The following is a 25,792-nucleotide window of genomic DNA, read 5'->3' as shown; positions in this document are numbered from 1 at the left end:
ACACAGTCGCAGGAACACTGGTTTCACCCCTTCACACTCCCCAGCAGAAGACCTTGGATGTAGTAACGCTGCAGCGCCAGGAACAATAGCAGTACCGGAATCACCGTCACCACTGCACCGGCCATCATCAGTTCCACGTCCATGATGTGCTCGCGCGACAGCGCCGCCAGCGCCACCGGCAAGGTGTATTGCTCCTGGTCGGTCAGCACGATCAACGGCCACATGAAGTCATTCCACGAGCCCATGAAGGTGAAGATGGTCAGGGTGACCAGCACCGGCTTGAGCATCGGCAGCACGATCTGGAAGAAGATCCGCATCTCGCTGGCGCCATCGATGCGCGCGGCCTCGATCAATTCATCGGGAATGCTGCGCGCGTACTGGCGCACCAGGAAGATGCCGAACACCGTGGCCAAGGCCGGCACCACCACCCCGCCGATGTTGTTGACCAGGTGCAGCTGCTTCATCAGCAGGAACAGCGGCAGCATCGCCACCTGCGCCGGGATCACCAGCGCGGCCATCAGGATCTTGAAGATGCGCTCGCGGCCGACGAACTGCAGCTTGGCAAACGCATAGCCGGCCATGGTGTTGATCAGCAGCGAGCCCAGCGTGATCAGCCCGGACACCAGCAGGCTGTTGGCGAAGTTGCGCGCCATGCCGGTGCGCGCAAACAGCTCGTGGTAATTGGCGGTGGTGAACGCCGAGGGCAGCATCGGCGGCGGAAACCGGCTGGCCTCGCCGGTGGGCATGAACGACACCGACAGCATCCATAGCAGCGGCGCCAGGCTGATCAGGGCCAGCACCAGCAGGCCGCCGTTGATCAGCACGGCATTCCAGCGCGACTCGCCGACATCACGGCTCATATCAGGTCCTTCTTGCGGCCAAAGCGCAACATCACGGTGGTCACCGCCAGGATGATCAGGAACAACAGGAACGCCACTGCCGATGCACGGCCGAGGTTCCACCACTTGAAGCCTTCTTCGAACATGAAATACAGCACGCTGACGGTGCTCTGCAGTGGGTCGCCGCGGGTCATCACGTAGGGTTCGGCAAACAGCTGGAAATAGCCGGAAATGGTGATCACGCCAACCACCATCAGCACCGGACCGAGCATCGGCAAGGTGATGTGCAGGAACTGCTTCCAGCGCGAGGCGCCGTCGATGCGCGCGGCCTCGTACAGGTCCTGCGGGATCGCCTGCAGCCCGGCCAGGAAGATCACCATGTTGTAGCCGAAGTTCTTCCACACCGCGAACAGCATGATGGTGGGCATGGCCCAGCGCGGGTCGCCCAGCCAGTCGATCGGGGCGATGCCCAGGTGGCTCAGACCGAAGTTCACCAGGCCGTATTTGATGTGGAACAGGTAACGCCAGATCACCGCCACCGCCACCAGCGTGGTCACCACCGGGGCGAACAAGGCGGTACGGAACAAGGCCTTGAAGCGCGAGGCCTTGGCATTGAGCAAGAGCGCGGCGCCGAGCGAGACGCCGATCGACATCGGCACGCCCAGCAGTACGAAGTACGTGGTGTTCCAGAGCGACTTCCAGAACAACGGCGTCTGCAGCAGTTCGACATAGTTGCCCAGGCCGACGAAGCGCAGATGGCTGCTGTCGGCCAGTGCGTACAGGTCGAAGTCGGTGACGCTGAGCACCAGCGCGGCGAACACCGGCACGCCGAAGAACATGCCCAGCACCATGATCGACGGCGCGGCAAACACCCAGCCGGCGACGGAATTGCGTTTCATCATGGTGCGGCTCCCTGGCCCGCGGCGGCGGCTGGCGTGACGATTTCTGCAGACGGCGCTGCTGCGGGTGTGGCCGTCTCACCGGCCGGACCGACATGCCCGCCTTCCTGCTCGAAGATCCAGCGGCGCTTGGCTAGAATCTCGTCCACACGTTGATCCAGTTCCTGCACCGCGGCGTCGTGCGATTGACCGCCGCGCACCACACGCTCGGTCACCAGACGCATTTCCTGCACGATGCGCTCCCACTCCAGCACCTTCGGCGTGGCCTTGACCCGCTCCAGCTGGTCGCCGAAGGCATGCGCCAGTTCGTCGTTGGCCAGCGACGGCAACTTCCAGGTACTGCGGCGCGGCGGCAGGTCGCCGATGATGGCGTGGAAACGCGCCTGCACCGTGGGCTGGGAGAGGTATTCGATCAGCTTCCAGCTGGCGTCCTTGTGCTGGGACGACTTGAAGATCACCAGGCTGGAGCCGCCGGCAATGCCCGCACCCAGGCCGTTCGGCCCAGGCAATGCAGCGGTGCCCCACTTGCCTTCCATGCCCGGCGGCTGGCGCAGCTTGAACTCGCGCACGTTCCAGGGCCCGGACAGGTAGAACGCGTAGTAGCCATTGAAGAATTCGTACCAGACGTTGGACACCTGGGTCTCGGAGACCTTCGGCGCCCAGCCCTGCTGGTACATGTTGTCGTAGAAGCCCAGCGCCTCGCGGAAACCGGCGCCGCGGAAGTTGCCGTAGTTGTCGTGGTCGCGCAGCAGGCGGTCGTCCTGCTGCAGCGCGAACGACAGCTGCTGCTCGAATTCGTTGAGCGGCATCAGGATGGCGTAGCGGTCGGGGCCGACCTTGCGCTTGATCGCCGCCATCACCTGTTCCATCTCCGCCCAGGTCTTGGGCATTTCGCTATAGCCGGCCTCGCGCAGCAGATCCTTGCGATAGAACAGCAGGCGCGTGTCCACATACCACGGCACCCCGTACAGCGTGCCATCGACCACGTTGGTGTCCCACACGCCGGGAAAGTAGTCGGCCGGGTCGACGATCGTCGAGCGCGCCACATACGGCTGCATCGGCTCCAGCGTGTCGAGCAGCGCAAATTCCGGCAGCCAGGTGTTGCCGAGCTGGCACACGTCCGGCAAGCCGTCGGCGGCGAAGGCGGTGAGCAGTTTTTCGTGCGCCGCGGTCATCGGGATGTTTTGCACATCGACGTGGATGTCCGGGTTTTGCTTTTCGAAGTCGGCCACCAGCTCGGCGACCACTTCGGCTTCCTTGCCCATGGCCCAGAAGCGCACGGTGGTTTTGGCAGGGTCGGAGCGATTACATCCCGCCGCACCTGCACACAAGGCGGCGACCAACATCAACAGTTTCAAAAGGCGCACGGATTACTCGGGTTTTTGGCGTTGCGAGGGGTCTTGCTGGGCCTGGGCGGCGGCGGCACGCGATTCGGCCATGCCCAGCGAGCGGGCAGCTGCCTTTTGCTCGTCCTTCTGCGGCAACGGCTGCGGCTCACCCTCGGGCGTGAGCCAGCCACCGGTGAAGCCGGCGCGTTCCAGACCAGCGCGGATGTAGGGGTTCTTTTTCATCACCGTCCAGACGAATTCGTTCTGGTAGTTGGCAATCATCGCCAGAATCGGACCCTGGTCGATGGCGATGTAATCGCTGGCCACCCAGCCGCGGTCCGGCACCATGCGTCCGGTCTTGAGCGGAATGTCGTAATTGAAGCTGGGGTTGAACGAGTCCAGGAACCCGTAACTGGAATACAGGAAGTTGCCGTAGCGCTTGTGCATTTCCTCGGTGGCCGGGATCACCACTTCCGGGGCGAACACGATCGAGGAGATCGCCGCCGACGGCACGATGGTGCCGTCGTCGAAGTTCTCGCGCAGGCCGGCGCCGCGCGAGGAGTAATGGCGGAACTGGCGCTGCTCGCCGCGGTATTCCTGGCTGGTGTTCTGCGGGCCGTCGCCGGCGGTCAGGCCCCAGACGTTCTCGCCGTAGTCCTTCCACTTCATCGGATTGTCGATGGCGTAGTCGCGCTGGGCCAGGGTGGCGCGGCGGCTGTTGAGGAAATAGTCGATGCCGCGTTCGCGCATGTACTGGTCCTGGATATCGCGGAAGTCGATCCAGACATGGCTGTACTGGTGGCCGAACAGCGGGCCGAAGGACAGGTATTCCTGGCCCTGGTACACGCCCCAGTCGTTGTTGTAGGTGCGGGTCCAGCTGGTCCACGCTTCCGGGTCGACGCCGTGCGTGGGCGAGCCCAGCGCGAGGATGTACAGCATCATCGCCTCGTTGTAGCCCATCCAGTCGTGGTCGATGAAGCCGCTCTCGGGGAACCAGCCCATCGAGATCAGCGGCGCACGCTGCTGCAGCCAGCGCCAGTCCACGCGCTTGTAGAGCGTATCGGCAATCTGGCGAATTTCTTTTTCGCGCGGGTCCTCGCCGTCGTAATACGACTGGGTGAACAACACGCCCATCATCAGCAGTGCGGTGTCCACGCTCGACAGTTCGACCCAGCTGTCGTAGCGGTTGCCCTGCTGCATGTCGAGAAAGTGGTAGTAGAAGCCCTTGTACCCGGCCCGACCGGTCCGCTGCGGCCCCATCGGCGCGTCGCGGAAGAATTTCAGGGTGGTCAGGGTGCGGTCGATCGCCTGATTGCGGCTGACCCAGCCGTTCTCGATGCCGATTGGATACGCGGTCAACGCGAACCCGACCGAGGCGATGCTGGCAAACGGACGCGACGGAAACCGGTCCGGGGACAGTCCGTTGAGTTCATTGGTGGTGTCCCAGAAGAACTGGAACGTGCGGCGTTCGATGTCCGAGAACAGCGGCGGCAGCGGCGGCTTGACCGGTTTGGGCGGCAACTGCGCCTCGATCAGGATGACTTTCACCGGCGCCTTCTTTTCGGCCACCTTGGGTTCCTCGGCCTGTTTACAGGACGCCAGCAGCAGCGCGCCCAGCAATAGTGGAATCGTCAACCAACGCGACGTGTTGCCCCTGTCCATCCGCCCCCCGCTTGTGTAATCGATTACATCTCGCACGCCAACCTACCCTATCCAAGCGCCGAGTTCGACCGCCCCGGCAGTGTGCCGGGGCGGTCGAAGACCTTACCAGTCCAGACCGAAGGCCAGACGGAAGGTGCGCATCGGCGACGCCAGCACACCGGTCGGTGTGCCGTAAGCCGTGTTCAAGTCAGCCAGTGTCCCGGTGTCGCCGTTAAAGTTGGCGTAGTTCACCCAATTGAACACGTTGAGGATATCCGCACGCACGTTGAATTTGACACCTGCGCCGGTATCCCACTGCTTGTTGGCCGCAATGCTGAACTCCTTGTAGCCCAGCGTGCCGTCCGGCTTGAACTGGATGATGTCGCATTGATCGTTGCCGGCAAGGCAATTCTGGCCGTAGCGCGCAGTCTGGCTGGCCAGCGACAGCTTGCCGGACAGCTTGATCTCGTACGGCAACTCGTAGATGCCGGTGACCACCAGGCGGTTCTTGGGAATGCCGCCGGCTTCACGCCAGCCGTAATCCTGGATGCGTTCGCGGTCCAGCGCGTAGTGCTCGCCGAACTGGCGGTTCTCCTTGGCATCGGAATAGGTATAGGCCACGGTCAGGCCCCAACCGGAGTCTTCGTCGAACGGCTTTTCGATCTGCAGCGCGAGCTGGTTGTTGCGGGTCTCCACGCCATTGGTGCCCAGCACGATGGCGCTGTAGCCATCCGGGCCGTCGGTCGGCACGCCCGAGGTGGTGCCCGGCTGGAAGAACGAACCGTCGGGCAGACGGTTGCCGCGCAGGAAGGCAAAGCCGTCGTGGCTTTCGATGCGACTCAGGGTGACATCGGTGAACCAGTCCTGGCCCCACAGCGGCACCATGTTGCGCATGCCGATGCTGAATTGGTCGGAGTACGGGGTCTTGATGTTGTTGTCGATCAGGTAGATCTCGCGCCCGCCGCCGCCGGCGCTGGTGGCCGCCAGCGCGTCGAGCCCTTGCTGGGTGCTGTAGGCCGGATTCCACGCCGTGCACGGGTCGCCCAGGCACGCACCGTTGTTGGCGCTGGTGAAGTAGTAGCTATACGACTTGAACGAGTTGTTGAGCTGTTCCAGGGCCAGGTAGTCGAAGATGTTGCGGTCGTACGCACGGCCGGCACCGCCATAGATCACGTGGGCCTGGTCGCCAAACAGGTCGTAGGACGCGCCCAGGCGCGGCTGCCAGGCATCCTTGAAGGCCTTGCGGTTGTTGCCGGTGCTGATGAAGTTGTTGATGTTGTAGTTGGCGTTTTGCAGGTTGGGCCAGTTCTGCAGCGCACCGGCCACATCCGTCGGGGTGACGAAGTCCAGGAAGGCCGGGGTTTCTTCGTAGTCGTAGCGCACGCCCAGGTTCAGGGTCCAGTGCTCGTTGACCTCCCAGTCGTCCTGCAGGTAGATGCCGTATTGCTTGTTCTTGGACACCACCGACCCGCCGCCTTCCACCAGCGGCGCGCCGAAGCGCACGCGGTACGGCGTCTGCACGTCGGTGAGGATGTTGTAGTAGTACTGCGGGTTGGCCGGATTGAACTGGGTCGAGTCCAGATCGATGCTCTTGAACTTCACGCCCATCTTGACGGTGTGGGCGCCATGCCATTCCAGGCTGTTCAAGGTCAGGTCGTCCTGGAAGGTCCAGCCCTTCTGGCCCTTGCGCTGGAAGCTGCTGCCGGCGCCGGCAGACAGGACTTCGTCCTCGATCCCGCGCACCGGCACGTAGCTCAGCACGTAGCCGGTGCCGTCGTTGAGCGGCGCCTGGTTCCAGAACGCGCTTTCGTAGCTCAGGTTGGCTTCGTTGAGGAAATTGGCGCCGCTGTACTGCCAGCGCAGGTTGGCGCGCTTTTCTTCCTGGCCGTTGACGCTGCCGTGCTCGTAGGTCGAGGTGCGGCCGACGTCGTTGAGCTCGTCTTCCTTGCGGTACTTGCCGGTCAGTTCGAACAGGTTGTTCTCGCCGATGGTCCAGTCGATCTTGCCGAAGTACAGGTCTTCCTTGAACGGCGTGCTGTAGGTGGCCACCAGCGGCTGCAGCTGCGCCGGCAGCTGGTCGATACGGTCGGAATAGATCGAGCCGGGGATCACCACGTTGGGCGTGGTGTATTCCTTGGCTTCATAGGCGATGAAGAAATGCGCCTTGTCCTGGAGGATCGGGCCGCTGAAGGTGGCGCCGTACTGGGTTTCCTCGAAGTCGTCGCGCACGCCGGCCTTCTTCTCCAGCGGGCTCTCCTCGCGCCAGCCGTCGTTGCTGGTATCCCAGAAGAAGCTGCCATGGAAATCGTTGGTACCCGACTTGGACGAGGCCACGATGGCCGCGCCGCTGACCTGATCGAACTCGGCCTTGTAGTTGGAGGTGATGACCTTGTATTCGCCAATCGCCGACTGCGGGAACGGGTTGCCGCGGCTGGAATCCTGGCCGCTCACGCCGCCGGTCAGGACGTAGTTCTTCTGGCTGACACCGTCGATGTAGACGTTGGTGCCCTCGGCCGAGGTGGCGCCCGAGCGCACCTTGGTGGTGCCGTTGGCGTCGCGGGTGAACTGCACGTTCGGCACGGTGTCGGCCAGTTCCAGGAAGTTGCGCGTGGCACGCGGCAGGTTCTGGATCTGCACGTTGGAGATGTAGGTGGCGTTTTCGGAGGTACGGGTTTCCACCAGCACCGGTGGCGCCTTGACCTGCACCGCATCCAGCGTGGTGGCGTTACCACCGGCCGCCGTGGCCGGCTCGCCGCCGACGCCCAGGTTCAGCGTGGCCGTCTGGCCGACCTGCACCGTCACGTTCTGCGAGCTGGTCTGGCCGTTGGCGGTGACGTCGATGCGATAGGAGCCCGGCGGCAGGCCACCGACCGAGTAACCGCCGTTGCTGACCTGCACGGTCCGGGTCAGTCCGGTGGCGAGATTGGTCGCGGTGACCTGGGCCTGCGCCGCAGGTGCAGCGTCGACGGTGACCTGGCCGCGAATGGTCGCCGCGGTGCTCTGCGCAAATGCAGGCGCGGCGCCCAGCAGCAGGCAGCTGGCCAGGGCGCAGCTGAGCAGCTTGCGCGCCGGGCGCGCGGTATGGGAGTGGTGGTGGCGCATTGGTCCCTCCAGGGATCGGTACAGATTGTTGTTGTGGCGTTGCGGTCTTGCAGGAACGACCGCTGCGGGGGCAGCGGGAGCGGACAGGACGTCCGCGAAAAGGTCAGCCGCCGGCGTCGCCGGCACCGCAGGACGCACGGATCACCAGCTCGGGCCGCAGCAGTTGGCGCAGGCCGTCGTCACCGCCGGGGGTCTCGACCAGCCGCATCAGGCGGGTCATTGCCTGCTCACCCAGGCGCGCGATGCTGACCCGCATCGTGGTCAGCGCCGGGTGCACGAAACGCGCCAGCGGGATGTCGTCGAAACCGGCCAGCGCAACGTCGTCCGGGACCACGATATCGGCCTGCGCAAACGCGTAGAGGCAGCCCAGCGCGGTCATGTCGTTGGCCGCGAACACTGCATCGGGCAGCGGGCCGGCGGCCAGCATGGCCAGCCCGGCGCGATGGCCGGAGGCTTCGTCGAAGTCGCCGGCATATTCGATGCCCTGCGCCTGCTCACCGTGTGCGGCCATCGCGTCACGAAACCCGCGCAGGCGCTCGCGCGCATCGAAATTGAGCGCCGGCCCGCCGATGAAGGCGATGCGCCGGTGCCCGGCCCGTAACAGGTGCTCGGTCATGGCCATGGCGCCGGCGTGGTCGTCGATGCTCAGCACCGGATAGCCGGCTCCGGGCAGGTGGGCATTGATCAGCACCGTGGGCAGCGACTGCGGCAGGTTGTCGGTCAGGAAACCGGGCTGCTCGGCATACGGCGAAAGCACCAGCAAGCCATCCACCCGACCCCGCATCGAGCGCAGCGCCCTGCCCTGGGCCTCCGGATCACCGTGATAGCTGGACACCAGCAGGTGCTGGCCGGCAGCGCGGGCGGCGCCATCGATGCCACGGATCAACTCGGAAAAGAATTCGCCGTACAGATCCGGCAGCACCACGCCCAGGGTCTGGGAGCGCCGGCTGCTCAGGCTGCGCGCAGCAGCGTGCGGGCTGTAGCGCAGCCGTTCGGCGACCTCCATGACGTGCTGCCGCACCGGCCCGGCCACGTTGTCGTGCCCGTTGAGCGCGCGCGACACCGTCGCCACGGACACCTGCGCTTCCCGTGCAACATCTTTGATGGTGACCGCACCCTTGGCCATGCGTGTCGCCCTCCGCGACCGGCTTCCCAAAACTGGCGCGGACTGTAAGCGTTTTCATAAGCGGGCGTAAACCCCTGTCTTCACGCGTGTGAAACCGCTTACAGATCAAGCATCTGCAAGTGATGAATACGTGAAGCAATGTGCTGCGGCGCAACAAATACGTGCCCATGTGTCCGCAAACGAAGCACAACGCGGATCACGGTTGGCAGTTTTCTCCGCGTCGTGACCGGTGCAGGCATGACCACCCGGCAAGGCGTGTCGGGCTGTCGACAGCGCGCGGGCGAAGTTCGTAACACCGAAGCGCCAGCGCGGCTACCAAGGGCTGAATCTCTATCGCGTCGCGCCTCGCAAGTAGCTCGCAGAAAGAGTGCGTGATGGCCCATCGCCGGCAATGCAGCAGCGCTCAGGTGTACTACAGCTATGTCATGGAGGTGCTGCTGCCAGGCGCCATGGCTGGGTCGTCCACCCGGGCACTGCCGCGCCCGTAGGCGCGCACCCGGGCGCGACGGGGCGTTATCGGTAACGCGCTGTCGCGCCCGGGTGCGCTCCTACATGAAGCGGTCTGGTCGCTCCGGCTAGCCGGCCTCCCCCGGCGCCAATGCCTCGATCGACAAGGCATGGATATCGGTCTGCATCATCTCGCCGACGGCCGCGTATACCGCGCGGTGGCGCGCGAGCGGCGGCTTGCCGGCGAAGGCGGCACTGACCACGCGCACATTGAAGTGCCCGCGCCCGTCGCGTGCGCCGGCATGGCCTGCGTGACGATGACTGTCATCCACCACCTCCAGCTCGGTTGGCGCCAGCGCCGCCTGCACCGCCGCGCGGATTCGCTCGACCCGGCTCATGGCAACACCCGCCGGAACGGGCGGACCTCCGTGCGCACGTACACGCCGGCCTCCACGTACGGGTCGGCGTCGGCCCATGCGCGCGCATCCTCCAGCGCGTCGAACTCGGCGATCACCACACTGCCGCTGAAGCCGGCCGGACCGGGATCCTCGGCGTCGATGGCCGGGCATGGGCCCGCCACCAGCAAGCGGCCCGCTGCCGCCAAGGCCTGCAGGCGCGCCAGATGCGCCGGTCGCGCCTGCTGCCGCGTCGCCAGGGCGTTGGCCTGGTCATACCCTTCGATTACGTACCACACACGCCACCTCGCCAGAACTTGAAGATCACCGCCCGATTCTAGCCGCGTCAGTGCTGGACACCGCCCCCGCGCACGCATTACCCTTGGCACCACTGCACACGCAACCGGACGCAGCGGCCCGTCGGCCCAGGCCCCACGCCACACTCGACGAGCGATTCGCTGCCCACCGCCGGCTCGCGTAGACGACCTCCTCGCTGTTCCGTCGCCGCATGCCACGCGGCGCACGTTATATGTGGATTTGTAGGATCGTGCCGGCCCAGGCACGACATTGATCGTAATAACTCAAGGCAAAGCCCTGCAGGCGCGGCTTCAGACCGTGGCCGGCGACCGTAAGACCCGATGTCGACCTGATGAATTCCGAACTCGCGCACGTCGCGACTCCGCCAGCCACGAGCGCGCCGCCACAGCAGCAGGAAATGCCGCTGGCGGTGGTGCATGGGCAGCCGGTGCTGCAGATCCCGCAGGATCTGTATATCCCGCCGGACGCGCTGGAAGTCATCCTGGATGCCTTCGAAGGCCCGCTGGACCTGCTGCTGTACCTGATCCGGCGCCAGAACCTGGATATTCTGGATATACCCGTGGCCGAGATCACCCGGCAGTACGTGGACTACATCAATGTGATGCAGGAGCTGCGCTTCGAACTGGCCGCCGAATATCTGGTGATGGCCGCGATCCTGGCCGAGATCAAGTCGCGCATGTTGTTGCCGCGCCCGCCGAGCCAGGATGGCGAAGAAGAAGATCCGCGCGCCGAACTGGTACGCCGCCTGCAGGAATACGAGCGCTTCAAGCAGGCCGCCGAGGATCTGGACACCCTGCCCCGCATGGGCCGCGACAGCGCGCCGGTGCAGGCGCATCTGCCCGAGCGCGCGGCGGTCAAGCTGCCGCCGCCGGTGGAATTGAAAGAAATGCTGATGGCGCTGTACGACGTGCTCAAGCGCGCCGAGCTGTTTACCGGCCATGCGATCAAGCGCGAAGCGCTGAGTGTGCGCCAGCGCATGGGCGATGTGCTGAGCCGCCTGGACGACGGCAGGTTCTATCGCTTCGAGTCGCTGTTCACTGCCGAGGAAGGCAAGCTCGGCGTGCTGGTCACCTTCCTGGCGCTGCTCGAATTGGCCAAGGAGCAGTTGCTGGACATCGTGCAGGAAGCGCCACTGGCGCCGATCTACGTGAAGTCGCTGGCGTTAGGAAATACCAACGCGCCGCTGCAATTCTCCAGCGAATTCGATGACAGCGATGCTGCCAACGAACCTATCTGAAGCCGATCACCGAATGGATCAAGCGCTGATCACCCGCATCATCGAAGCCGCCCTGCTGGCGAGCAGCCAGCCGCTGACGCTGGCGCAATTGCAGGGTTTGTTTCCGGAAGAAGAACCCGCGCCGCCCGGCAGCGTGGAGCGCGCGCTGGAACTGCTGCGCGAGGGCTGCGCCGAACGCGGCGTGGAACTGGTCGAGGTGGCCTCGGGCTTCCGCTTCCAGGTCAAGGCCGAGGTGCATGGTTGGGTGGCACGGCTGTGGACCGAGCGCCGCACCAAGTACACCCGCGCAACGCTGGAAACGTTGGCCTTGATTGCCTACCGTCAGCCGATCACCCGCGGCGAGATCGAGCAGGTGCGCGGCGTGGCAGTCAGCAGCAACATCATCCAGGCGCTGGAAGAACGCGAGTGGATCCGCGTGGTCGGCCACCGCGATGTCCCGGGCAAGCCCGCCCTGTTCGGTACCACCAAGGGCTTTCTGGATTACTTCGGGCTCAAGCGATTGGACGAGCTGCCGCCATTGTCTGAGTTGAAGGACATCGCCGAGCTGGAACCGCAGCTGCCGCTGGACCGCGACGGGCAACTGGATGGCGCCGTGCCGGCGTCGGCAGCGATGCAGACCGGGCAGGATCAGGCAGATGCCGATGCGGCTAGCGCTGGAGGCGCCGATGCGGACGCAACTGCTGATGGCGCCGACGTTGATGGCGCTGATGCAGACGCCACCGCTGACGCCGCGGCCGATGACAGCGACATCAGCGCGACGCAGGAGGATCTGGAAGCGCCCGTGACCGCCGCGGTGGCAAGCCAGGACGGCAGTTCCCAGGCAGCGACCGATCATCAGGCCAATGCCGGGCGCGATCCCGAAACAGACATCGACACCGTTGCCGACCAGCACGCGCCGGCAACGGCCAGCGATGCCGGGATCGACCAGCAACACCACGCTCTTCGCGACGCCATCGACATGGACGATGCCGACGCGACGGGCGCGCAGACACCGCAACACCCCGGGCATGCCCCGGCGCAGGACCAGGATACGCACCACCCAGATGACGCCCGCGAGGGCGACCCCGACACCGCGCCGGGAACGCGCGCGGATGCAGCGAACGAAGACGAAGACAACGCCGTCGCGACGACGACCGTGGCTGTTGACGAAGCCGATTCCGACCCAGAGGCCGACCCGCAACGCGGCGGCCGGAGCCAGACACATGAGTGACACCCCCCGCAAGCTGTCGTTGAACAAGCTTTCCCTCAAGCGCGACAGCGCGCCCGAAGCGCCCAAGCTGGAGGAGCGCCTGCACAAGGTGCTGGCCCAGGCCGGCCTGGGCTCGCGCCGCGCGCTGGAGCAGCGCATTGCCGATGGCCTGATCAAGGTCAATGGCGCCGTCGCGCAGACCGGCATGTCGGTGCGCAGCGGCGACAAGATCGAACTGGACGGCCGCAGCTTCGTGGCCAGCGCGCTGACCGAACCGTCGCGCGTGCTGATCTACAACAAGCCCGAAGGCGAAGTGACCACGCGCGAAGATCCCGAAGGCCGCCCGACCGTGTTCGAGTCGCTGCCGGCACTGAAGGGCTCGCGCTGGATCGCCATCGGCCGCCTGGACATCAACACCACCGGCCTGTTGCTGCTGACCACCGACGGTGAGCTGGCCAACGCGATGATGCACCCCTCCTACGAGGTCGAGCGCGAGTACGTGGTGCGCGTGCGTGCCCCGGAAGGCGAAGAAACGGTCTCCGACGCCATCATCGAGCGGCTGTCGCGCGGTGTGTTGCTGGAAGACGGCGGCGCCAAGTTCGACGAGATCGAGCGCATCGGCGGCACCGACTCGCACGACTGGTTCCGCGTGGTCGTCAAGGAAGGCCGCAACCGCGAAGTGCGCCGCCTGTGGGAATCGCAGGGCTGCCAGGTCAGCCGCCTCAAGCGCAGCCGCTACGGCAAGATCTCGCTGCCGCGCGAACTGCTGCGCGGTCAGTCGGTGGAAGTGGCGCAGGAGAAGGTGGAAAGCCTGCGCGCCGAACTCAAGCTGGAAGAAGGCGCGCCGTCGGCGCTGACCCTGCAGCCGGTGATCGGCCAGCGCCGCGCCGCCAAGTCCACCGTGCACGTCTCGCGCGATGGCCGCAGCAATGCCTACGTCAACGGCCAGACGTCCGGCGCCGACGAAGGCCGTGAGCTGCGTCGCTTCGACAACCTGCGCGAAGATCGCGGCCGCGGCGGCCGTGGCAAGCCTGGCGGGTTCAAGGGCGGCCTGACCGTCAGCGGCGAAGCGGCGGCCAAGCAGTCGCAGCAACGCCCGTTCAAGCAGCGCGGCCCGGCCAAGGGCGATCGCTCGCTGCCCGATGGCAACCCGGCGGCATTCCGCAGCTGGTACGTGCCCGATGGCGTGAGCACAGGCCCGAGCGGCCACCGCAACGCCGGCCCGGGGGGCAACAGCACCGGCCAGGCACGTCCGTATGCCAAGAAGGGTCCTGGCGGCGCGCGTCCGGGTGCCGGCGGCCAGGGCCGCGGCGGCGCAGGTGGTCAGGGTCAATCGCAGGGGCAAGGCCAGGGACAGCGCAAGCATCCCTATGGTCACCCGGGCAACGCGCCGATCTTTCCGTCCGATCATGCCAACCCGGGGTTCAGCCCGTATGGCGCTGCGCGTCCTGCCGGACGCCCGAGCGGCGGCCGTCCGGCGGGCCCGGGCGGTCATCGCGGACCTGCAGCCGGCAATCGCGGCCCCGGTGGTCCGGGCGGCGGCGCGCGTGGACCGGGTGGTCCCGGTGGCGCACCGCGTGGTGGCCCGGGCGGGCGGCCGCCGGGTGGCGGCAACCGTCGTCCGCCAGGCGGCGGCAATCGCGGTCGCTGAGCATCAGTTGATCCGCGCAACGAAAAACGGCCCCTCGCGGGGCCGTTTTCTTGTTGTAGCCGACACGATGGACCTTCGACTGGAGCAGAGGATTCCGCCGGGTCCACTCAGGCAGGCGCGCCAGCAGCCGCTGTCTGGCGCAAGCTTGCCGCGAGGCAGGAGCCGCGCGCATCGGTCGATGCGCGCGACGCGATGCTGCCGCTTACTTGCGGCGCTCGATCACGAAGTTGCCTACATTGACACCCAGATCCACACCCTCGCCGGTACCTGCCAGCGCCAGCGAAATATCGCCCTTGGTGACCACCTGTGCGGTGCTCGACTTCACGATGCCCGCATGCGCTTCGGCAGCGGCATAGGTGCCGAACAGGTCGTTGAGGCTATAGGCACCGGAGAACGACCCACGGCCGCCGGTGATCTTGGACTTGCCGACCGTCAGGCCGCCGCCCTTGCTGGAAATCTTGACCGGGATGACCGCGCCGTTGTCGCAGGTGATGGTGCCGGTGCCGCTGGCGGTCTTGTAGAACACCGACCAGCCGGACAGATTGAACTTCAGCTGGCAATCGATATTGCCGGCGGCCTGCGCCTGCGGGGCCAGCGTTGCCGCGCCAAGCAGGGCAAAAAGAGACAGTGACTTGATCATGTGTGCGTTGCCGGTGATGGACGTGGCGCGAGACTAGCAGCGCCGATGTGGCAGCCGCGACAAGGTGGCGGCAACGTTCCAACTCGCGTTCAGCCAATCATTACCTGCATCCCGTCCCTGCGTGAGTGCTGCGGGCACGGGCGCGGCATGGGATGATCGGCGCATGTCACGCACTGCCCACTCGCTGCTCTTCGTCGCCTTGTTGCTGCCCTCGCTCGCGCATTGCGGCGAGGCGATTCCGACCACTGGTTACACGGTCGTCAACCGCTATCCGCACGACACCGCCGCCTATACCGAGGGCCTGTTCTATCTGGATGGCCACCTGTACGAGAGCACCGGCGAGCTGGGCCATTCCAGCGTGCGCAAGGTCGAGCTGAAAAGCGGCCGGGTGCTGCAGCAGGTGGATACGCCGGCGCCCTACTACGGCGAAGGCATCGTGGCCTGGCACGACAGGGTGATTCAGCTGACCTGGCGCAATCAGCGAGGCTTCGTCTACGACCTGGCCACGTTGGCGCCGCGTTCGCAGTTTTCCTACCAGGGCGAAGGCTGGGCGCTGACCAGTGACGCGCGCCAGCTGTACATGAGCGATGGCACCGCCAGCATCCGCCGGCTGGACCCGCAGACCCTGAAGCAGATCGGCAGCATCCAGGTCACCGCGCGCGGCCGCCCGCTGGACAATCTCAACGAGCTGGAATGGGTGAAGGGCGAGCTGTGGGCCAATGTCTGGCTGACCACCCGCATCGCACGGATCGACCCGGTCAGCGGCAAGGTCATCGGCTGGATCGACCTGAAAGCGTTGGTCCCCGATGCCGACACGTTGACCGACCCCAGCAACGACGTGCTCAACGGCATCGCCTATGACGCAGAACACGACCGCGTGTTCGTCACCGGCAAGCGGTGGCCGACGATCTATGAGATCAAATTGGCTGAGTAGCTGGGATTCGGGATTGGGGATTCGAGGTTGGTGACAGCGGGCGGGCTCGCGCCTGGGCTGGATTGGCTTGCACCAATCCCGACTTACACATCCCGAATCTCGAATCGATCGGCATCCAGCATCGCCGGGAAGCGCGCGCGGTGCTCGGCCAGTGCAGCTGCACTGATGGTGGTGGTGACGACCTGTTCGCGCTCGCGGATTTCGACCTGCGGCTGGCCAAGGAAATCGATCACCGCGCTGTCGCCGGCGTAGTGCAACTGATTGCCGTCCACGCCGATGCGGTTGACCGCGGCAACGAAGCACAGGTTTTCGATCGCACGGGCGCGCAGCAAGGTCTTCCACGCGTAGGAGCGGGCGGACGGCCAGTTGGCGACGAACAGTTGCAGATCGAAATCCAGCTGTCCCGGGCGCTCCACATCGAAGCGGTTGCGGCAGAACACCGGAAAGCGCAGGTCGTAGCAGACCTGCGGATTGATCCGCCAGCCCTTCCACTCGACGCAGAGGCGATCGCGCCCGGCCGCATAACGCAAGTGCTCGTTGCCGAAGCGGAACAGGTGACGCTTGTCGTAGTACTGCAGCGCGCCATCGGGCGTGGCCCACAGCAGCCGATTTAACACCCCCGCAGCGGTGCGCAATTGCACGCTACCGGTGACCGCCGCATCCAACCGTGCCGCCTGTGCGCGCACCCAGGCCACGGTCGGCCCGTCCATGCCTTCGGCCTTGTCGATGGCGTCGTTGGAAAATCCGCTGGTAAAGGTCTCCGGCAGGATCACCAGATCGGTCTGCCCGGTCAGCGGCTCCAGCAACGCGCCGTAATAGTCGCGATTGCCAGCCGGGTCATGCCAGCGGGTGTCGCCTTGGATCAGGGAGATGCGCAGATCGTTCATAGAGAGACGGGGATTTGGGATTCGGGATTGGGGATTCGAAATAGCGGGTGTCGGGCGGGTTGGTGCTATCGGTGTCGTATAGATTCGAAGCGACAAGCGGCGCGCCGCCGTTGCCAATCCCCAATCCCGACTCCCGAATCCCAGCTCGTCAGAGCTTCTGCAAACGCTCGATCGCCGCATCCAACGTTGCATCGTTCTTGGCGAAGCACAGCCTTGCCAAACGCTGACCCGCCGGTGCGTTTTCGTAAAACGGCGACAGCGGGATCGCGGCCACGCCCTTCTCCACCGTCAGCCATTTTACGAACTCGATATCGGGCAGATCGCTGATGGCCGAATAGTCCACCAGTTGGAAGTAGCCGCCGGGCACCGACAACGGCTTCAGGCGCGTGGTCAGCAGCTGTTCGCGGAAACGGTCGCGCTTGGCCTGATAGAAGGCGCCCAGTTGTTCGTCGTGCTCAGGTTCGTCGCGGATCATCGCGGCAAAGGCGTGCTGGGCCGGGCCGAAACTGGTGAAGGTGTTGTACTGGTGCACTTTGCGGAATTCGGCCTTCAGCGCCGGCGGTGCGATGGCGTAGCCGATCTTCCAGCCGGTGCAGTGGTAGGTCTTGCCGAAACTGGAAATCACGAACGCGCGCTCGCGCAATTCCGGCCAGCGCAGCACCGATTCGTGGCGGTGGCCGTCGAACACGATGTGCTCGTAGACCTCGTCCGAGAGCAGGAAGATGTCGGTGTCGCGTAGCAGCTCGGTCAGCGCCCGCATGTCGTCGGCCGAAAGCATGGCGCCGGAGGGGTTGTGCGGCGAATTGATCATCAACAGGCGCGTCTTCGGCGTGATCGCGGCGCGCAAGGCGTCCCAGTCGACCGCGAAGGTCTGCGGGTGCAATGCCACGTGCACCGCACGCGCGCCGGCCAGATCGATCGCCGGCTCGTAGCAGTCGTAGGCCGGGTCCAGCACGACGACCTCTTCACCGGCGCGCACCACCGCGTGGATGGCGTTGAAGATGGCCTCGGTGGCGCCGCTGGTGACGGTAATCTCGGTGTCGGCATCGACCTGCGCGCCGTAGCAGCGCTGCGCCTTGCCAGCGATGGCCTGACGCAGCGCCGCCACGCCGGTCATCGGCGGGTACTGGTTGTGGCCGGCGCGCATGGCACGGTCCAGCTCATCGACCAGGCGCTGCGGCACCGCGAAATCCGGGAAGCCCTGACCCAGGTTGACCGCGCCGTGCTCGGCCGCCAGCTGCGACATGACGGTGAAGATGGTGGTGCCCACCTTGGGCAGCTTGGTCGTGAGGAGCATGGTGCCTGTCTAGACAAGAAACGGGGGACCGCGAGTGTACGCAAAGCCGCCAGGCGGATGCGCCCGGACGCTGCAAAACAGCGTTCCCCGACCCATTGCGGCGCCTCCGGCGCTGCCTCATACGTCCCCGGCATGCCACCATCGTCGCTACAATGCGCGCCCGGTCTGGTGCGCCCTCGCCCCGGTCCTTCCCCATGCCGTCCTGCGACGGGAGCCCGCTGCACCGATGATCGAACCGCTGCACACCGCACCACCGCTGCTGGCGGCGCACGCCCTGGCCTTCAGCCGCAACGAGGAGCCGGTGTTCGGCCCGCTGGATTTCCATGTCGATGCCGGCGAAGCCCTTTTGGTGCAAGGCGACAACGGCGCCGGCAAGACCACGCTGTTGCGCGTGCTGGCCGGGCTGCTGCATGTGGAGCGCGGGCAGATCCAGATCGACGGCAAGACTGCGCGGCGCGGCGACCGCAGCCGCTTCATGGCCTACCTGGGTCACCTGCCCGGCCTGAAAGCCGACCTCAGCACCCTGGAGAACCTGCACTTCCTGTGCGGCCTGCACGGCCGCCGTGCCAAGCAGATGCCGGGCAGCGCGCTGGCCATCGTGGGGCTGGCCGGATACGAAGATGCCCTGGTGCGGCAGTTGTCGGCCGGGCAACGCAAGCGCCTGGCGCTGGCGCGGCTGTGGCTGTCGCCGGCGCCGCTGTGGCTGCTGGACGAGCCGTACGCGAATCTGGATCTGGACGGCATCACCCTGGTCAACCGGATGATCTCCGCGCACCTGCGCGGCGGCGGCGCGGCGCTGGTCACCACCCATGGCGCCTATGCGGCGCCGCCGGTGCGCACCCGCATGCTCACCCTGGAGGCGGCAGCATGAGCACGCCTTCGCCACAACCCTCGTTGCTGCAGGCCGGCCGCGCGCTGTTGCGTCGCGATCTGCAGCTGCTGTGGCGCCGTCGCAGCGACGCCTTGCAGCCGGCGCTGTTCGCGCTGCTGATCGTGGTGCTGTTCGCGCTGGGCCTGGGCGGACGCCCGGACCTGCTGGCGCAGGCGGCACCGGCGGTGCTATGGCTGTCGGTGCTGCTCGCCGGCCTGTTGTCGCTGGACGCGCTGTTCCGCAGCGATGTCGACGACGGCTCGATGGAGCAGTGGCTGCTGGCACCGGTGCCGCTGGCGTGGTTGATTGCGGTGCGCGTGCTGCTGCATTGGGCAACCAGTGCATTACCGCTGATTGCTGTGACGCCGCTGCTCGGCGAATTGCTGCACCTGCCGCATGACCAATTGCCGGTGCTGCTGGCATCGTTGGCGCTGGGCACACCGCTTTTGAGCCTGCTCGGCGCGGTGGTCGCTGCACTGACTGTCACCATGAAACGCTCTGGTATTCTCGTGGCATTGCTGGCGCTGCCGTTGTATGTGCCGGTGCTGGTGTTCGGGGCCGGCAGCGTGGCGGCGAGCGGCCAAGGGCAGGATGCGGTGGGTGCGTTGCTGCTGCTGGGTGCGGGCTTGGTGATCGGCATCGTGCTGGCACCGCTGGCAGCGGCGGCGGCGATCCGGATTTCGCTGAGCTGATCGACGTTACAGATGCGCCGTTGACGGGACACCGTAGGTCGTACGGCGGTGTCGTACCGAGAGCTGTCTCCATGCAAGAAGCCATCGCCATGCCAAGAGCCATCGCCACCGCATGAACGTCGTCGCCCGCTGGTTCCACCAACTCGCCTCGCCCCCGATCTTCGACCGATTCACTGCGCGCTGGGCGCCGTGGTGCCATGCGCTGGCCGCGTTGCTGCTGGGCGCCGGCATCTGGCAGGCCTTGTTTGCGGTGCCGGCCGACTACCAGCAGGGCGACAGTTTCCGCATCCTGTATATCCATGTGCCAAGCGCGTGGATGAGTCTGTTCGTGTTTGGGGTGATGGCGGTGTACGCGGCGATCGCGCTGATCTGGCGCATCAAGGTGTGCGAGATCCTGGCGATGGCATGCGCGCCCATCGGTGCGGCATTCACTGTGATCACGCTGTTGACCGGCAGCATCTGGGGCAAGCCGATGTGGGGCGCCTGGTGGGACTGGGACCCGCGCCTGACCACCGAACTGATCCTGTTGTTCCTGTATCTGGGGGTGATCGGGCTGTACCACGCGATCGATGATCGTCGCCAAGCCGCACGCGCGGCAGGGTTGCTGGCGATCGTCGGCGTGGTGCTGCTGCCGGTGATCCGTTATTCGGTGGTGTGGTGGAATTCGCTGCACCAGGGCCAGAGCATTCGCCTGTTCGGGCCATCGACCATCGATGCCAGCATGTTGCTGCCGTTGTGGCTGATGGTGATCGGCACCAAGTTCTGGTTCGCCGGGTCCCTGCTCACCCGCGCGCGCGCCGACAACCTGCGCCGCGAGGCCGGCAAGGCCTGGATCGTGCGCGATGCGGAGGGCACGGCATGAGCTACCTGCCCTATGTCATCGCTGCCTATGCGGTGTTCGTGCTGGTGCTGCTGTGGGACCTGATCGCCGGCCGCTGGCAGGTGCGCCGTGCGTTGAGGGTTGCGCAGGCGCGCCGCCTGCGTGAGCGCAAGCGCGTGCTGCCCAGCGATGCAGAGCTGAGCCGATGACCCCGCAACGTCGCCGCCGTCTATGGCTGGTGATCGCGCTGGTGCTGGCCGGGGGGCTGGCGACCACGCTGGTGGCCATGGCCCTGCAGCGCAACGTGGCCTACCTCTACACGCCTTCGGAAGTGCTGCGTGGCGATGCCGGCGCGCATTCCCGTTTTCGGCTTGGCGGCATGGTCGAGAAAGGCTCGTTCAAAAGGGCCGCCGGTTCGCTGGAAGCACAGTTCCACGTCACCGATGGCGACGCGCAGCTGCCGGTACGCTACGACCGCATCCTGCCCGACCTGTTCCGCGAAGGTCAGGCGGTGGTGGCCACCGGCCGCATGCAGCAGGGCGTGTTCGTGGCCGAAGATGTGCTGGCCAAGCACGATGAAACCTATATGCCCAAGGAAGTGGCCGACAAGATGGGCAGTGCGCACCGCAAGCATCAGGTGGCCCCCGGCAAGGTGATGCAGTGAGGGATGGACTGATGGACGGCGCTGCCGGGGCCTGCGACCGGCGATCGGAAGTGCGGAAGAGACTCGATGCAGTCGTCGGAAGCTGCGCGGCGGGTGTGTCTTCCGGTGTTCCCGGCGGCACGTTGGACGCTTCTCGCCCCTTCCGCCGGCCGACGCACGCGCCGGCCACGGAAGACGGCGCGATCGCAAGAGGCGGCGTTGCACGTCACCGGGCTTGGCGCGCCACCCTGTGCCGCGGTCTGTGCGGGTCTTCCGACGTGGCCCGTCTGCCTGCCGCTTCCGCTGGCGCGTTCCACGCCGCCCGGTTCTGGGTCTCCCATGCTTCCTGAGCTCGGCACCTTTCTGCTGGTGCTGGCCCTGCTGGTGGCGCTGGTGCAGGCCGCCGTGCCGTTGGCCGGCGCCCAGCGTGGCCGCAGCAGCTGGATGGCAGTGGCGCGGCCGGCGGCGCTGGTGCAGCTGGGCCTGATCGCCACCGCCTTTGCGGTGCTGACGCACGCGTTTCTGGTACAGGACTTTTCGGTGCGCTATGTCGCCGAAAATTCCAACAGCCTGCTGCCGGTCATGTACCGCTACTCGGCGGTCTGGGGCGCGCACGAAGGCTCGCTGCTGCTGTGGACCCTGGTACTGGCGCTGTGGACCGGCGCGGTGGCGCTGTGGTCGCGGCAATTGCCGGCACAGGTCGTGGCGCGCGTGCTGGGGGTGATGGCGCTGATCAGCGTCGGCTTTCTGGCCTTCCTGTTGTTCACCTCCAACCCGTTTGCGCGCCTGGTGCCGGTACCGCTGGAAGGCGCCGACCTCAATCCACTGCTGCAGGATCCGGGCCTGATCATCCATCCGCCGATGCTGTATTGCGGCTATGTCGGCTTCGCGGTGCCGTTCGCCTTCGCCATTGCTGCATTGCTGGAAGGCCGCATGGACGCACGCTGGCTACGCTGGACGCGGCCGTGGACCAATGTGGCGTGGTCGATGCTCACCGTGGGCATCGCGCTGGGCAGCTGGTGGGCGTATTACGAACTGGGCTGGGGCGGCTGGTGGTTCTGGGACCCGGTGGAAAACGCCAGTTTCATGCCGTGGCTGGTCGGCACCGCCCTGCTGCATTCGCAGGCGGTCACCGAAAAACGCGGCAGCTTTGCCAGCTGGACCCTGCTGCTGGCCATTGCCGCCTTTGCGCTGTCGCTGCTGGGCACCTTCCTGGTGCGCTCGGGCGTGTTGACCAGTGTGCATTCGTTTGCCGCCGACCCGTCACGCGGACTGTTCATCCTGGTGTTCCTGCTGGCGGTGGTCGGTGGCTCGCTGCTGCTCTACGCGTTGCGCGCGCCACGGATGTCGGCCCACGCTGACCCGCGCCGCGCATTTGCCGGCAGCTCGCGCGAAACCTTGTTGCTGTTGAACAACCTGCTGCTCGCCTGCGCCTGCGCGATGGTGTTGCTGGGCACGCTGTATCCGTTGCTGGCCGATGCGCTGGGCCTGGGCAAGCTGTCGGTCGGCCCGCCCTACTTCGGCACGCTGTTCGTGGTGTTGATGGCGCCACTGGTGGCGCTGTTGCCGTTTGGCCCGCTCACCCGCTGGCAGCGCGAACAGGCCTCGCGGCCGCTGGCGCTGCTGGCGCCGTGGGCGGCCCTGGCGCTGGCGGCCGGAGCGCTGGCCTGGTTCATGGCGCCGCAAGGCCAGTTCAAGGCCGCGATTGGTGTGGCCGGTGCGGCCTGGGTGATGCTGGGCACCGCACGCTTCCTGTGGACGCGGCGGGCGGCCAAGGGCCGTCGCTACACCGCCGAAATGCTGGGCATGGTGCTGGCGCATCTGGGCGTGGCGGTGTTCCTGGCCGGTGCCTTGCTGGTTGAATCGCTGAGCCTGCAGCGCGAAGTGGCGCTGGCGCCCGGCCAGCAGGTGCAGCTCGGCCGCTATGCGCTGCACTTCGACAGCCTGGAAGAACGGCGGGGACCCAATTACGTGTCCGACCGCGCCAACCTGCAGGTGCTCAAGGACGACGCACTGGTCGGCATGCTGCATGCAGAAAAGCGTCGCTACGCCAGCGGCGGACAAACCCTCACCGAGGCGGCGATCCGCCCCGGCCCGTTCGGCGACCTGTATGTCGCCCTTGGCGAACCGCTGGGCAATCAGGCCTGGGCGGTGCGCGTCCACCTCAAACCGTTCGTGCGCTGGATCTGGCTGGGGGCGCTGCTGATGGCGCTCGGCGGCCTGGTCACGGCCGCCGACCGGCGTTTTCGTCGTTTTCCGGAGATCCAAGATGGTTGAGTCACGTTCGCCCCGCCTGCCCACGGCCGTCCTCGTGGGCGCCATCGTGCTGCTGCTCGCACTTGCAGCACTGCTGGTCTATGCGGTGGTGCGCTCAGGTCACGACGATCGCGATGCCCTGCCCTCCGCGCTGATCGGCAAACCGGCACCGGAGTTCGCGCTGCCGCTGCTGCACGACCCCAGCATCGTGGTGCATGCGCGCGAGCTGCGCGGTGCGCCGTACATCATCAACGTGTGGGGCAGCTGGTGCCCGGCCTGCCGTGAGGAACATCCGGTGCTGAGCCGCTTTGCGCTAACCAAGCGCGTGCGCGTGATCGGCTACAACTGGAAGGACGAGCGCGCCGATGCGTTGCGCTGGCTGGAGCAACTGGGCAACCCGTATCTGCTGGTGGTCGCCGATCAAGATGGCCGCACCGCCATCGACTTCGGCATCGCTGCTGCGCCGGAGACGTTTCTGGTCGACGGGCGCGGCGTGGTGCGCTGGAAATATAGCGGCATGCTGACCCAGTCCATCATCGATACCCAGCTGATTCCGGCGCTGAGCAAGATCGAACGCTCGCCCACTGCCGCACCGGACCTGCACGCCAACCAATGACGCGCGCCTGGCTGCTGACGTTGCTGCTGTTGCTGCCCTGGCTGGCCCTGGCCCAGCCGGTCGGCGACCCATCGCCGCTGCAGTACCGTTCGGCGGCGGAAGAAGCGCGTTTCCACGCGCTGACCGCCGAGCTACGCTGTGTGCAGTGCCAGAACCAGTCGCTGGCCGATTCCAACGCGCAGATTGCGCAGGACCTGCGTCGCGAGGTGCTGGCGCTGATGCACGACGGCCGCAGCGATGCGCAGATCCGCCAGTTTCTGGTCGCCCGGTATGGCGAGTTCGTGTTGTACCGTCCGCAGGTGGAATCGCGCACCTGGCTGCTGTGGTTCGGCCCGTTGCTGGTGCTGCTGTTGGGCGGGGTAGCGGTGATGATGGTGGTGCGTCGGCGCAGTGCGGCCGCACCCGCGTTACCCGCCGACGAGCAGGAGTGGTGATGGCCGGCTTCGTCATTGCGGTGATCGTGATCGCGTTGCTCGCGTTCGGCGTGGCGCTGCGGCCGCTCTGGCGTGAAACGCGCGGCCTGGCGGCCGGCATCGCGGTGCTGTTGCTGGCCGCCAGTGCGGCGTTGTACTGGCTGGTCGGCACGCCCTCGGCGATTGAGCAGGCCGCCAACCGGCCGGCCGCGCCGCACACCCTGGACGAAGCCATTGCGCAGTTGCGCACGGCGCTGGCGCGCAATCCCGATCAGGCCGAAGGCTGGGTGCTGCTGGGGCGCTCGCTGTCCAGCCAGCAGAAGTTTGCCGAGGCCCGCGATGCCTTCGCGCGCGCGGTCGCCCTGCGCCCGGACGAGCCGGATGTGCTGGTGGCCGCCGCGCAATCGCGCATGCTGGCCGACGACAGCGGCCGCCCGGACCCGCAGGCAATGCGCCTGCTCGAACACGCGTTGGTGGTAGCGCCTGACCATCAACGCGCACGCTGGTTCCTGGGCGTGGTGCAACGTCAGGCAGGCCAACCCGCCCAAGCCAGCGCCACCTGGGAACCGCTGCTGCGGGTGGTCGACGCCAGCACCCGCCCCGGCCTGCTCGAACAGATCAACGCCGCGCGGCAGGAAGCCAAGCTGGAGCCGATCCAGACACCGGCGGCGTCCGCCGCCGATGCAGCCGCTGGCAAACGCATCCAGGTGCGTGTAACGCTGGATGCGGAGTTCGCAAAACGGGCCGGCCTGCCCAACGACACCAGTGTGTTCGTGATCGCGCGTGCGGCCGACACACCGATGCCGGTAGCAGTGGAAAAACACGCACTGAGCGAACTGCCGGTGACCCTCACCCTCGACGACGGCGACAGCCCGATGCCGACGCGTCCGCTGTCGTCGCTGGACAAGGTGCAGGTGCTGGCCCGGCTATCGCGCAGCGGCAACGCCATGCGCCAGGCAGATGACGTCGAGAGCATGCCGGTGACGGTGGAACTGCCGGCAGGCACGCCAGTGGAGCTGGTGATCGGCCGCTGAGTGCTCGCCGTGTGTCATTGCGCGCCTTGGGGGCCAATGGACAAGGAGCGACCAACCACACGCAGCTTGCAGTCGCATGCAGGTTGCGCGCCACCATCGTGACTGCTTGAAAGCTCTGCGCACCGACCACTGTGACTGGCCCTGCGCCTTTGCTGCCCGGATCAAGCAATCAGGTAGCGACGGCCTGCATCGTGCCTATCGCGATCGCTTGGCGGTCTTCACGTCTGGTCGAAGGCGCGGTGCCCTCACCGCTCGCGGGATACGCCGCCAGTACGTCCATATAGGCTCGATAGCGGCATCCATGCCGCCACACGGTCCCGCAATCGGTGAGGACACCACGCTAGAAAGTGGCTGGCGGTTTTGTTGAAAAGCCTGGCGGTTTTGTTGAAAAGCAAAGACACCGCGTCGCAGTTTGCTAGTCGCTGTTGAAATCCATGCAGACCGACCATCTCCACTGGTCCTTGCCCGCCCACCGTCGCGGGACCCTTGGCGGCATGGATGCCGCCACGGAGCTTAC

Annotated in this window: 25 protein-coding genes; 13 read left to right on the top strand and 12 right to left on the bottom strand. The window is 66.1% G+C overall.

All coding sequences use genetic code 11. The features are described from left to right. Positions 1–23: 23 nt before the first annotated feature. From ABQZ09_RS15495 to ABQZ09_RS15460, 8 genes are all read right to left on the bottom strand, one after another. Positions 24–860 carry a carbohydrate ABC transporter permease gene (locus ABQZ09_RS15495; protein ID WP_039412596.1) on the bottom strand — a complete coding sequence of 279 codons (837 nt, stop codon included), beginning with the start codon at positions 858–860 and terminating at the stop codon, positions 24–26. Further along, positions 857–1,741, bottom strand: a complete 885-nt coding sequence (locus ABQZ09_RS15490; protein ID WP_081419495.1) for a carbohydrate ABC transporter permease — start codon at positions 1,739–1,741, stop codon at positions 857–859. The genes ABQZ09_RS15495 and ABQZ09_RS15490 overlap by 4 nt, the downstream gene beginning before the upstream one ends. Beyond that, on the bottom strand, positions 1,738–3,105 hold the full coding sequence (locus ABQZ09_RS15485; RefSeq protein ID WP_349777320.1) for a sugar ABC transporter substrate-binding protein: 1,368 nt from the start codon (positions 3,103–3,105) through the stop codon (positions 1,738–1,740). The genes ABQZ09_RS15490 and ABQZ09_RS15485 overlap by 4 nt, the downstream gene beginning before the upstream one ends. A 3-nt stretch (positions 3,106–3,108) precedes the next feature. Continuing rightward, positions 3,109–4,728 (bottom strand): glucoamylase family protein, encoded by a 1,620-nt coding sequence (locus tag ABQZ09_RS15480; protein ID WP_047694946.1) that lies wholly within the window; start codon positions 4,726–4,728, stop codon positions 3,109–3,111. Between the two features lie 102 nt (positions 4,729–4,830). Beyond that, on the bottom strand, positions 4,831–7,809 hold the full coding sequence (locus tag ABQZ09_RS15475; RefSeq protein WP_349777319.1) for a TonB-dependent receptor: 2,979 nt from the start codon (positions 7,807–7,809) through the stop codon (positions 4,831–4,833). Positions 7,810–7,912: 103 nt separating this feature from the next. Beyond that, on the bottom strand, positions 7,913–8,935 hold the full coding sequence (locus ABQZ09_RS15470) for a LacI family DNA-binding transcriptional regulator (RefSeq protein ID WP_047694948.1): 1,023 nt from the start codon (positions 8,933–8,935) through the stop codon (positions 7,913–7,915). Positions 8,936–9,510: 575 nt separating this feature from the next. Continuing rightward, positions 9,511–9,780 (bottom strand): BolA family protein, encoded by a 270-nt coding sequence (locus tag ABQZ09_RS15465; protein WP_047694949.1) that lies wholly within the window; start codon positions 9,778–9,780, stop codon positions 9,511–9,513. Then, complete coding sequence (locus ABQZ09_RS15460) at positions 9,777–10,076, bottom strand: YciI family protein (protein ID WP_228315225.1); 300 nt, start codon at positions 10,074–10,076, stop codon at positions 9,777–9,779. Before ABQZ09_RS15460 ends, ABQZ09_RS15465 begins: the two co-directional genes overlap by 4 nt. 350 nt (positions 10,077–10,426) lie before the next feature. Between ABQZ09_RS15460 and ABQZ09_RS15455 the strand changes: the two genes are divergently transcribed. Genes ABQZ09_RS15455 through ABQZ09_RS15445 form a run of 3 tightly spaced genes read left to right on the top strand, consistent with a single transcriptional unit; the run spans position 10,427 to position 14,172 of the window. Next, a complete protein-coding gene (locus ABQZ09_RS15455) occupies positions 10,427–11,332 on the top strand; it encodes a segregation and condensation protein A (RefSeq protein WP_039412622.1) in 906 nt (301 codons plus the stop codon). A 13-nt stretch (positions 11,333–11,345) separates the two neighbouring features. Then, on the top strand, positions 11,346–12,542 hold the full coding sequence (gene scpB / locus ABQZ09_RS15450; RefSeq protein WP_228315224.1) for an SMC-Scp complex subunit ScpB: 1,197 nt from the start codon (positions 11,346–11,348) through the stop codon (positions 12,540–12,542). Next, a complete protein-coding gene (locus ABQZ09_RS15445; protein WP_228315223.1) occupies positions 12,535–14,172 on the top strand; it encodes a pseudouridine synthase in 1,638 nt (545 codons plus the stop codon). The genes scpB and ABQZ09_RS15445 overlap by 8 nt, the downstream gene beginning before the upstream one ends. Before the next feature lie 202 nt (positions 14,173–14,374). Here ABQZ09_RS15445 and ABQZ09_RS15440 read toward each other — a convergent pair whose 3' ends face one another. Next, positions 14,375–14,812 carry a hypothetical protein gene (locus tag ABQZ09_RS15440; protein WP_047696531.1) on the bottom strand — a complete coding sequence of 146 codons (438 nt, stop codon included), beginning with the start codon at positions 14,810–14,812 and terminating at the stop codon, positions 14,375–14,377. 163 nt (positions 14,813–14,975) lie between these two features. On the opposite strand from ABQZ09_RS15440, the gene ABQZ09_RS15435 reads away from it, so the two are divergent. Continuing rightward, a complete protein-coding gene (locus ABQZ09_RS15435) occupies positions 14,976–15,746 on the top strand; it encodes a glutaminyl-peptide cyclotransferase (RefSeq protein ID WP_228334222.1) in 771 nt (256 codons plus the stop codon). An 83-nt stretch (positions 15,747–15,829) separates the two neighbouring features. Here ABQZ09_RS15435 and ABQZ09_RS15430 read toward each other — a convergent pair whose 3' ends face one another. Continuing rightward, entirely contained in the window at positions 15,830–16,633 is an 804-nt protein-coding gene (locus ABQZ09_RS15430; RefSeq protein WP_349777318.1) for an amidohydrolase, read from the bottom strand. Positions 16,634–16,781: 148 nt separating this feature from the next. Next, entirely contained in the window at positions 16,782–17,930 is a 1,149-nt protein-coding gene (locus ABQZ09_RS15425; protein WP_228315220.1) for a pyridoxal phosphate-dependent aminotransferase, read from the bottom strand. Between the two features lie 226 nt (positions 17,931–18,156). Here ABQZ09_RS15425 and ccmA point away from each other — a divergent pair, with 226 nt between their 5' ends. From ccmA to ABQZ09_RS15380, 9 genes are all read left to right on the top strand, one after another. Next, a complete protein-coding gene (gene ccmA / locus ABQZ09_RS15420; protein ID WP_039414312.1) occupies positions 18,157–18,801 on the top strand; it encodes a heme ABC exporter ATP-binding protein CcmA in 645 nt (214 codons plus the stop codon). Then, positions 18,798–19,493 (top strand): heme exporter protein CcmB, encoded by a 696-nt coding sequence (gene ccmB / locus ABQZ09_RS15415; protein ID WP_039414310.1) that lies wholly within the window; start codon positions 18,798–18,800, stop codon positions 19,491–19,493. The genes ccmA and ccmB overlap by 4 nt, the downstream gene beginning before the upstream one ends. Before the next feature lie 112 nt (positions 19,494–19,605). Next, on the top strand, positions 19,606–20,355 hold the full coding sequence (locus tag ABQZ09_RS15410) for a heme ABC transporter permease (protein WP_047696538.1): 750 nt from the start codon (positions 19,606–19,608) through the stop codon (positions 20,353–20,355). Next, the gene (locus ABQZ09_RS15405) at positions 20,352–20,522 is read left to right on the top strand and encodes a heme exporter protein CcmD (protein WP_104579696.1); all 171 of its coding nucleotides are present in this window, start codon (positions 20,352–20,354) and stop codon (positions 20,520–20,522) included. The genes ABQZ09_RS15410 and ABQZ09_RS15405 overlap by 4 nt, the downstream gene beginning before the upstream one ends. Next, positions 20,519–20,977, top strand: coding sequence for a cytochrome c maturation protein CcmE (gene ccmE / locus ABQZ09_RS15400; protein WP_228315219.1), 459 nt, complete (start codon positions 20,519–20,521; stop codon positions 20,975–20,977). Before ABQZ09_RS15405 ends, ccmE begins: the two co-directional genes overlap by 4 nt. Before the next feature lie 318 nt (positions 20,978–21,295). Further along, positions 21,296–23,233 carry a heme lyase CcmF/NrfE family subunit gene (locus tag ABQZ09_RS15395; protein WP_228315218.1) on the top strand — a complete coding sequence of 646 codons (1,938 nt, stop codon included), beginning with the start codon at positions 21,296–21,298 and terminating at the stop codon, positions 23,231–23,233. Further along, positions 23,226–23,828: a DsbE family thiol:disulfide interchange protein gene (locus tag ABQZ09_RS15390; protein WP_039565919.1), complete on the top strand. Its 603-nt coding sequence runs from the start codon at positions 23,226–23,228 to the stop codon at positions 23,826–23,828. Before ABQZ09_RS15395 ends, ABQZ09_RS15390 begins: the two co-directional genes overlap by 8 nt. Continuing rightward, the gene (locus ABQZ09_RS15385) at positions 23,825–24,262 is read left to right on the top strand and encodes a cytochrome c-type biogenesis protein (RefSeq protein ID WP_047696546.1); all 438 of its coding nucleotides are present in this window, start codon (positions 23,825–23,827) and stop codon (positions 24,260–24,262) included. The genes ABQZ09_RS15390 and ABQZ09_RS15385 overlap by 4 nt, the downstream gene beginning before the upstream one ends. Next, positions 24,262–25,275 carry a tetratricopeptide repeat protein gene (locus tag ABQZ09_RS15380; RefSeq protein WP_228315217.1) on the top strand — a complete coding sequence of 338 codons (1,014 nt, stop codon included), beginning with the start codon at positions 24,262–24,264 and terminating at the stop codon, positions 25,273–25,275. Before ABQZ09_RS15385 ends, ABQZ09_RS15380 begins: the two co-directional genes overlap by 1 nt. 245 nt (positions 25,276–25,520) lie before the next feature. Here the strand turns inward: ABQZ09_RS15380 and ABQZ09_RS15375 are convergent. Then, the coding region (locus ABQZ09_RS15375; RefSeq protein ID WP_349777317.1) for a hypothetical protein at positions 25,521–25,792 on the bottom strand (272 nt) is incomplete at its 5' end.

The organism is Xanthomonas sp. WHRI 6106, from assembly GCF_040202405.1.
Lineage (GTDB): Bacteria > Pseudomonadota > Gammaproteobacteria > Xanthomonadales > Xanthomonadaceae > Xanthomonas > Xanthomonas cannabis.
This window is presented reverse-complemented; position numbering and strand designations above follow the sequence as displayed.

What these genes read in the sequence shown, in the direction of transcription:
- ABQZ09_RS15495 (WP_039412596.1), bottom strand. Translation starts at nt 860, where the DNA reads ATGAGCCGTGATGTCGGCGAGTCGCGCTGGAATGCCGTGCTGATCAAC.
- ABQZ09_RS15490 (WP_081419495.1), bottom strand. Translation starts at nt 1,741, where the DNA reads ATGATGAAACGCAATTCCGTCGCCGGCTGGGTGTTTGCCGCGCCGTCG.
- ABQZ09_RS15480 (WP_047694946.1), bottom strand. Translation starts at nt 4,728, where the DNA reads ATGGACAGGGGCAACACGTCGCGTTGGTTGACGATTCCACTATTGCTG.
- ABQZ09_RS15475 (WP_349777319.1), bottom strand. Translation starts at nt 7,809, where the DNA reads ATGCGCCACCACCACTCCCATACCGCGCGCCCGGCGCGCAAGCTGCTC.
- ABQZ09_RS15470 (WP_047694948.1), bottom strand. Translation starts at nt 8,935, where the DNA reads ATGGCCAAGGGTGCGGTCACCATCAAAGATGTTGCACGGGAAGCGCAG.
- ABQZ09_RS15465 (WP_047694949.1), bottom strand. Translation starts at nt 9,780, where the DNA reads ATGAGCCGGGTCGAGCGAATCCGCGCGGCGGTGCAGGCGGCGCTGGCG.
- ABQZ09_RS15455 (WP_039412622.1), top strand. Translation starts at nt 10,427, where the DNA reads ATGAATTCCGAACTCGCGCACGTCGCGACTCCGCCAGCCACGAGCGCG.
- scpB (WP_228315224.1), top strand. Translation starts at nt 11,346, where the DNA reads ATGGATCAAGCGCTGATCACCCGCATCATCGAAGCCGCCCTGCTGGCG.
- ABQZ09_RS15445 (WP_228315223.1), top strand. Translation starts at nt 12,535, where the DNA reads ATGAGTGACACCCCCCGCAAGCTGTCGTTGAACAAGCTTTCCCTCAAG.
- ABQZ09_RS15440 (WP_047696531.1), bottom strand. Translation starts at nt 14,812, where the DNA reads ATGATCAAGTCACTGTCTCTTTTTGCCCTGCTTGGCGCGGCAACGCTG.
- ABQZ09_RS15435 (WP_228334222.1), top strand. Translation starts at nt 14,976, where the DNA reads ATGTCACGCACTGCCCACTCGCTGCTCTTCGTCGCCTTGTTGCTGCCC.
- ABQZ09_RS15430 (WP_349777318.1), bottom strand. Translation starts at nt 16,633, where the DNA reads ATGAACGATCTGCGCATCTCCCTGATCCAAGGCGACACCCGCTGGCAT.
- ABQZ09_RS15425 (WP_228315220.1), bottom strand. Translation starts at nt 17,930, where the DNA reads ATGCTCCTCACGACCAAGCTGCCCAAGGTGGGCACCACCATCTTCACC.
- ccmA (WP_039414312.1), top strand. Translation starts at nt 18,157, where the DNA reads ATGATCGAACCGCTGCACACCGCACCACCGCTGCTGGCGGCGCACGCC.
- ccmB (WP_039414310.1), top strand. Translation starts at nt 18,798, where the DNA reads ATGAGCACGCCTTCGCCACAACCCTCGTTGCTGCAGGCCGGCCGCGCG.
- ABQZ09_RS15410 (WP_047696538.1), top strand. Translation starts at nt 19,606, where the DNA reads ATGAACGTCGTCGCCCGCTGGTTCCACCAACTCGCCTCGCCCCCGATC.
- ABQZ09_RS15405 (WP_104579696.1), top strand. Translation starts at nt 20,352, where the DNA reads ATGAGCTACCTGCCCTATGTCATCGCTGCCTATGCGGTGTTCGTGCTG.
- ccmE (WP_228315219.1), top strand. Translation starts at nt 20,519, where the DNA reads ATGACCCCGCAACGTCGCCGCCGTCTATGGCTGGTGATCGCGCTGGTG.
- ABQZ09_RS15395 (WP_228315218.1), top strand. Translation starts at nt 21,296, where the DNA reads ATGCTTCCTGAGCTCGGCACCTTTCTGCTGGTGCTGGCCCTGCTGGTG.
- ABQZ09_RS15390 (WP_039565919.1), top strand. Translation starts at nt 23,226, where the DNA reads ATGGTTGAGTCACGTTCGCCCCGCCTGCCCACGGCCGTCCTCGTGGGC.
- ABQZ09_RS15385 (WP_047696546.1), top strand. Translation starts at nt 23,825, where the DNA reads ATGACGCGCGCCTGGCTGCTGACGTTGCTGCTGTTGCTGCCCTGGCTG.
- ABQZ09_RS15380 (WP_228315217.1), top strand. Translation starts at nt 24,262, where the DNA reads ATGGCCGGCTTCGTCATTGCGGTGATCGTGATCGCGTTGCTCGCGTTC.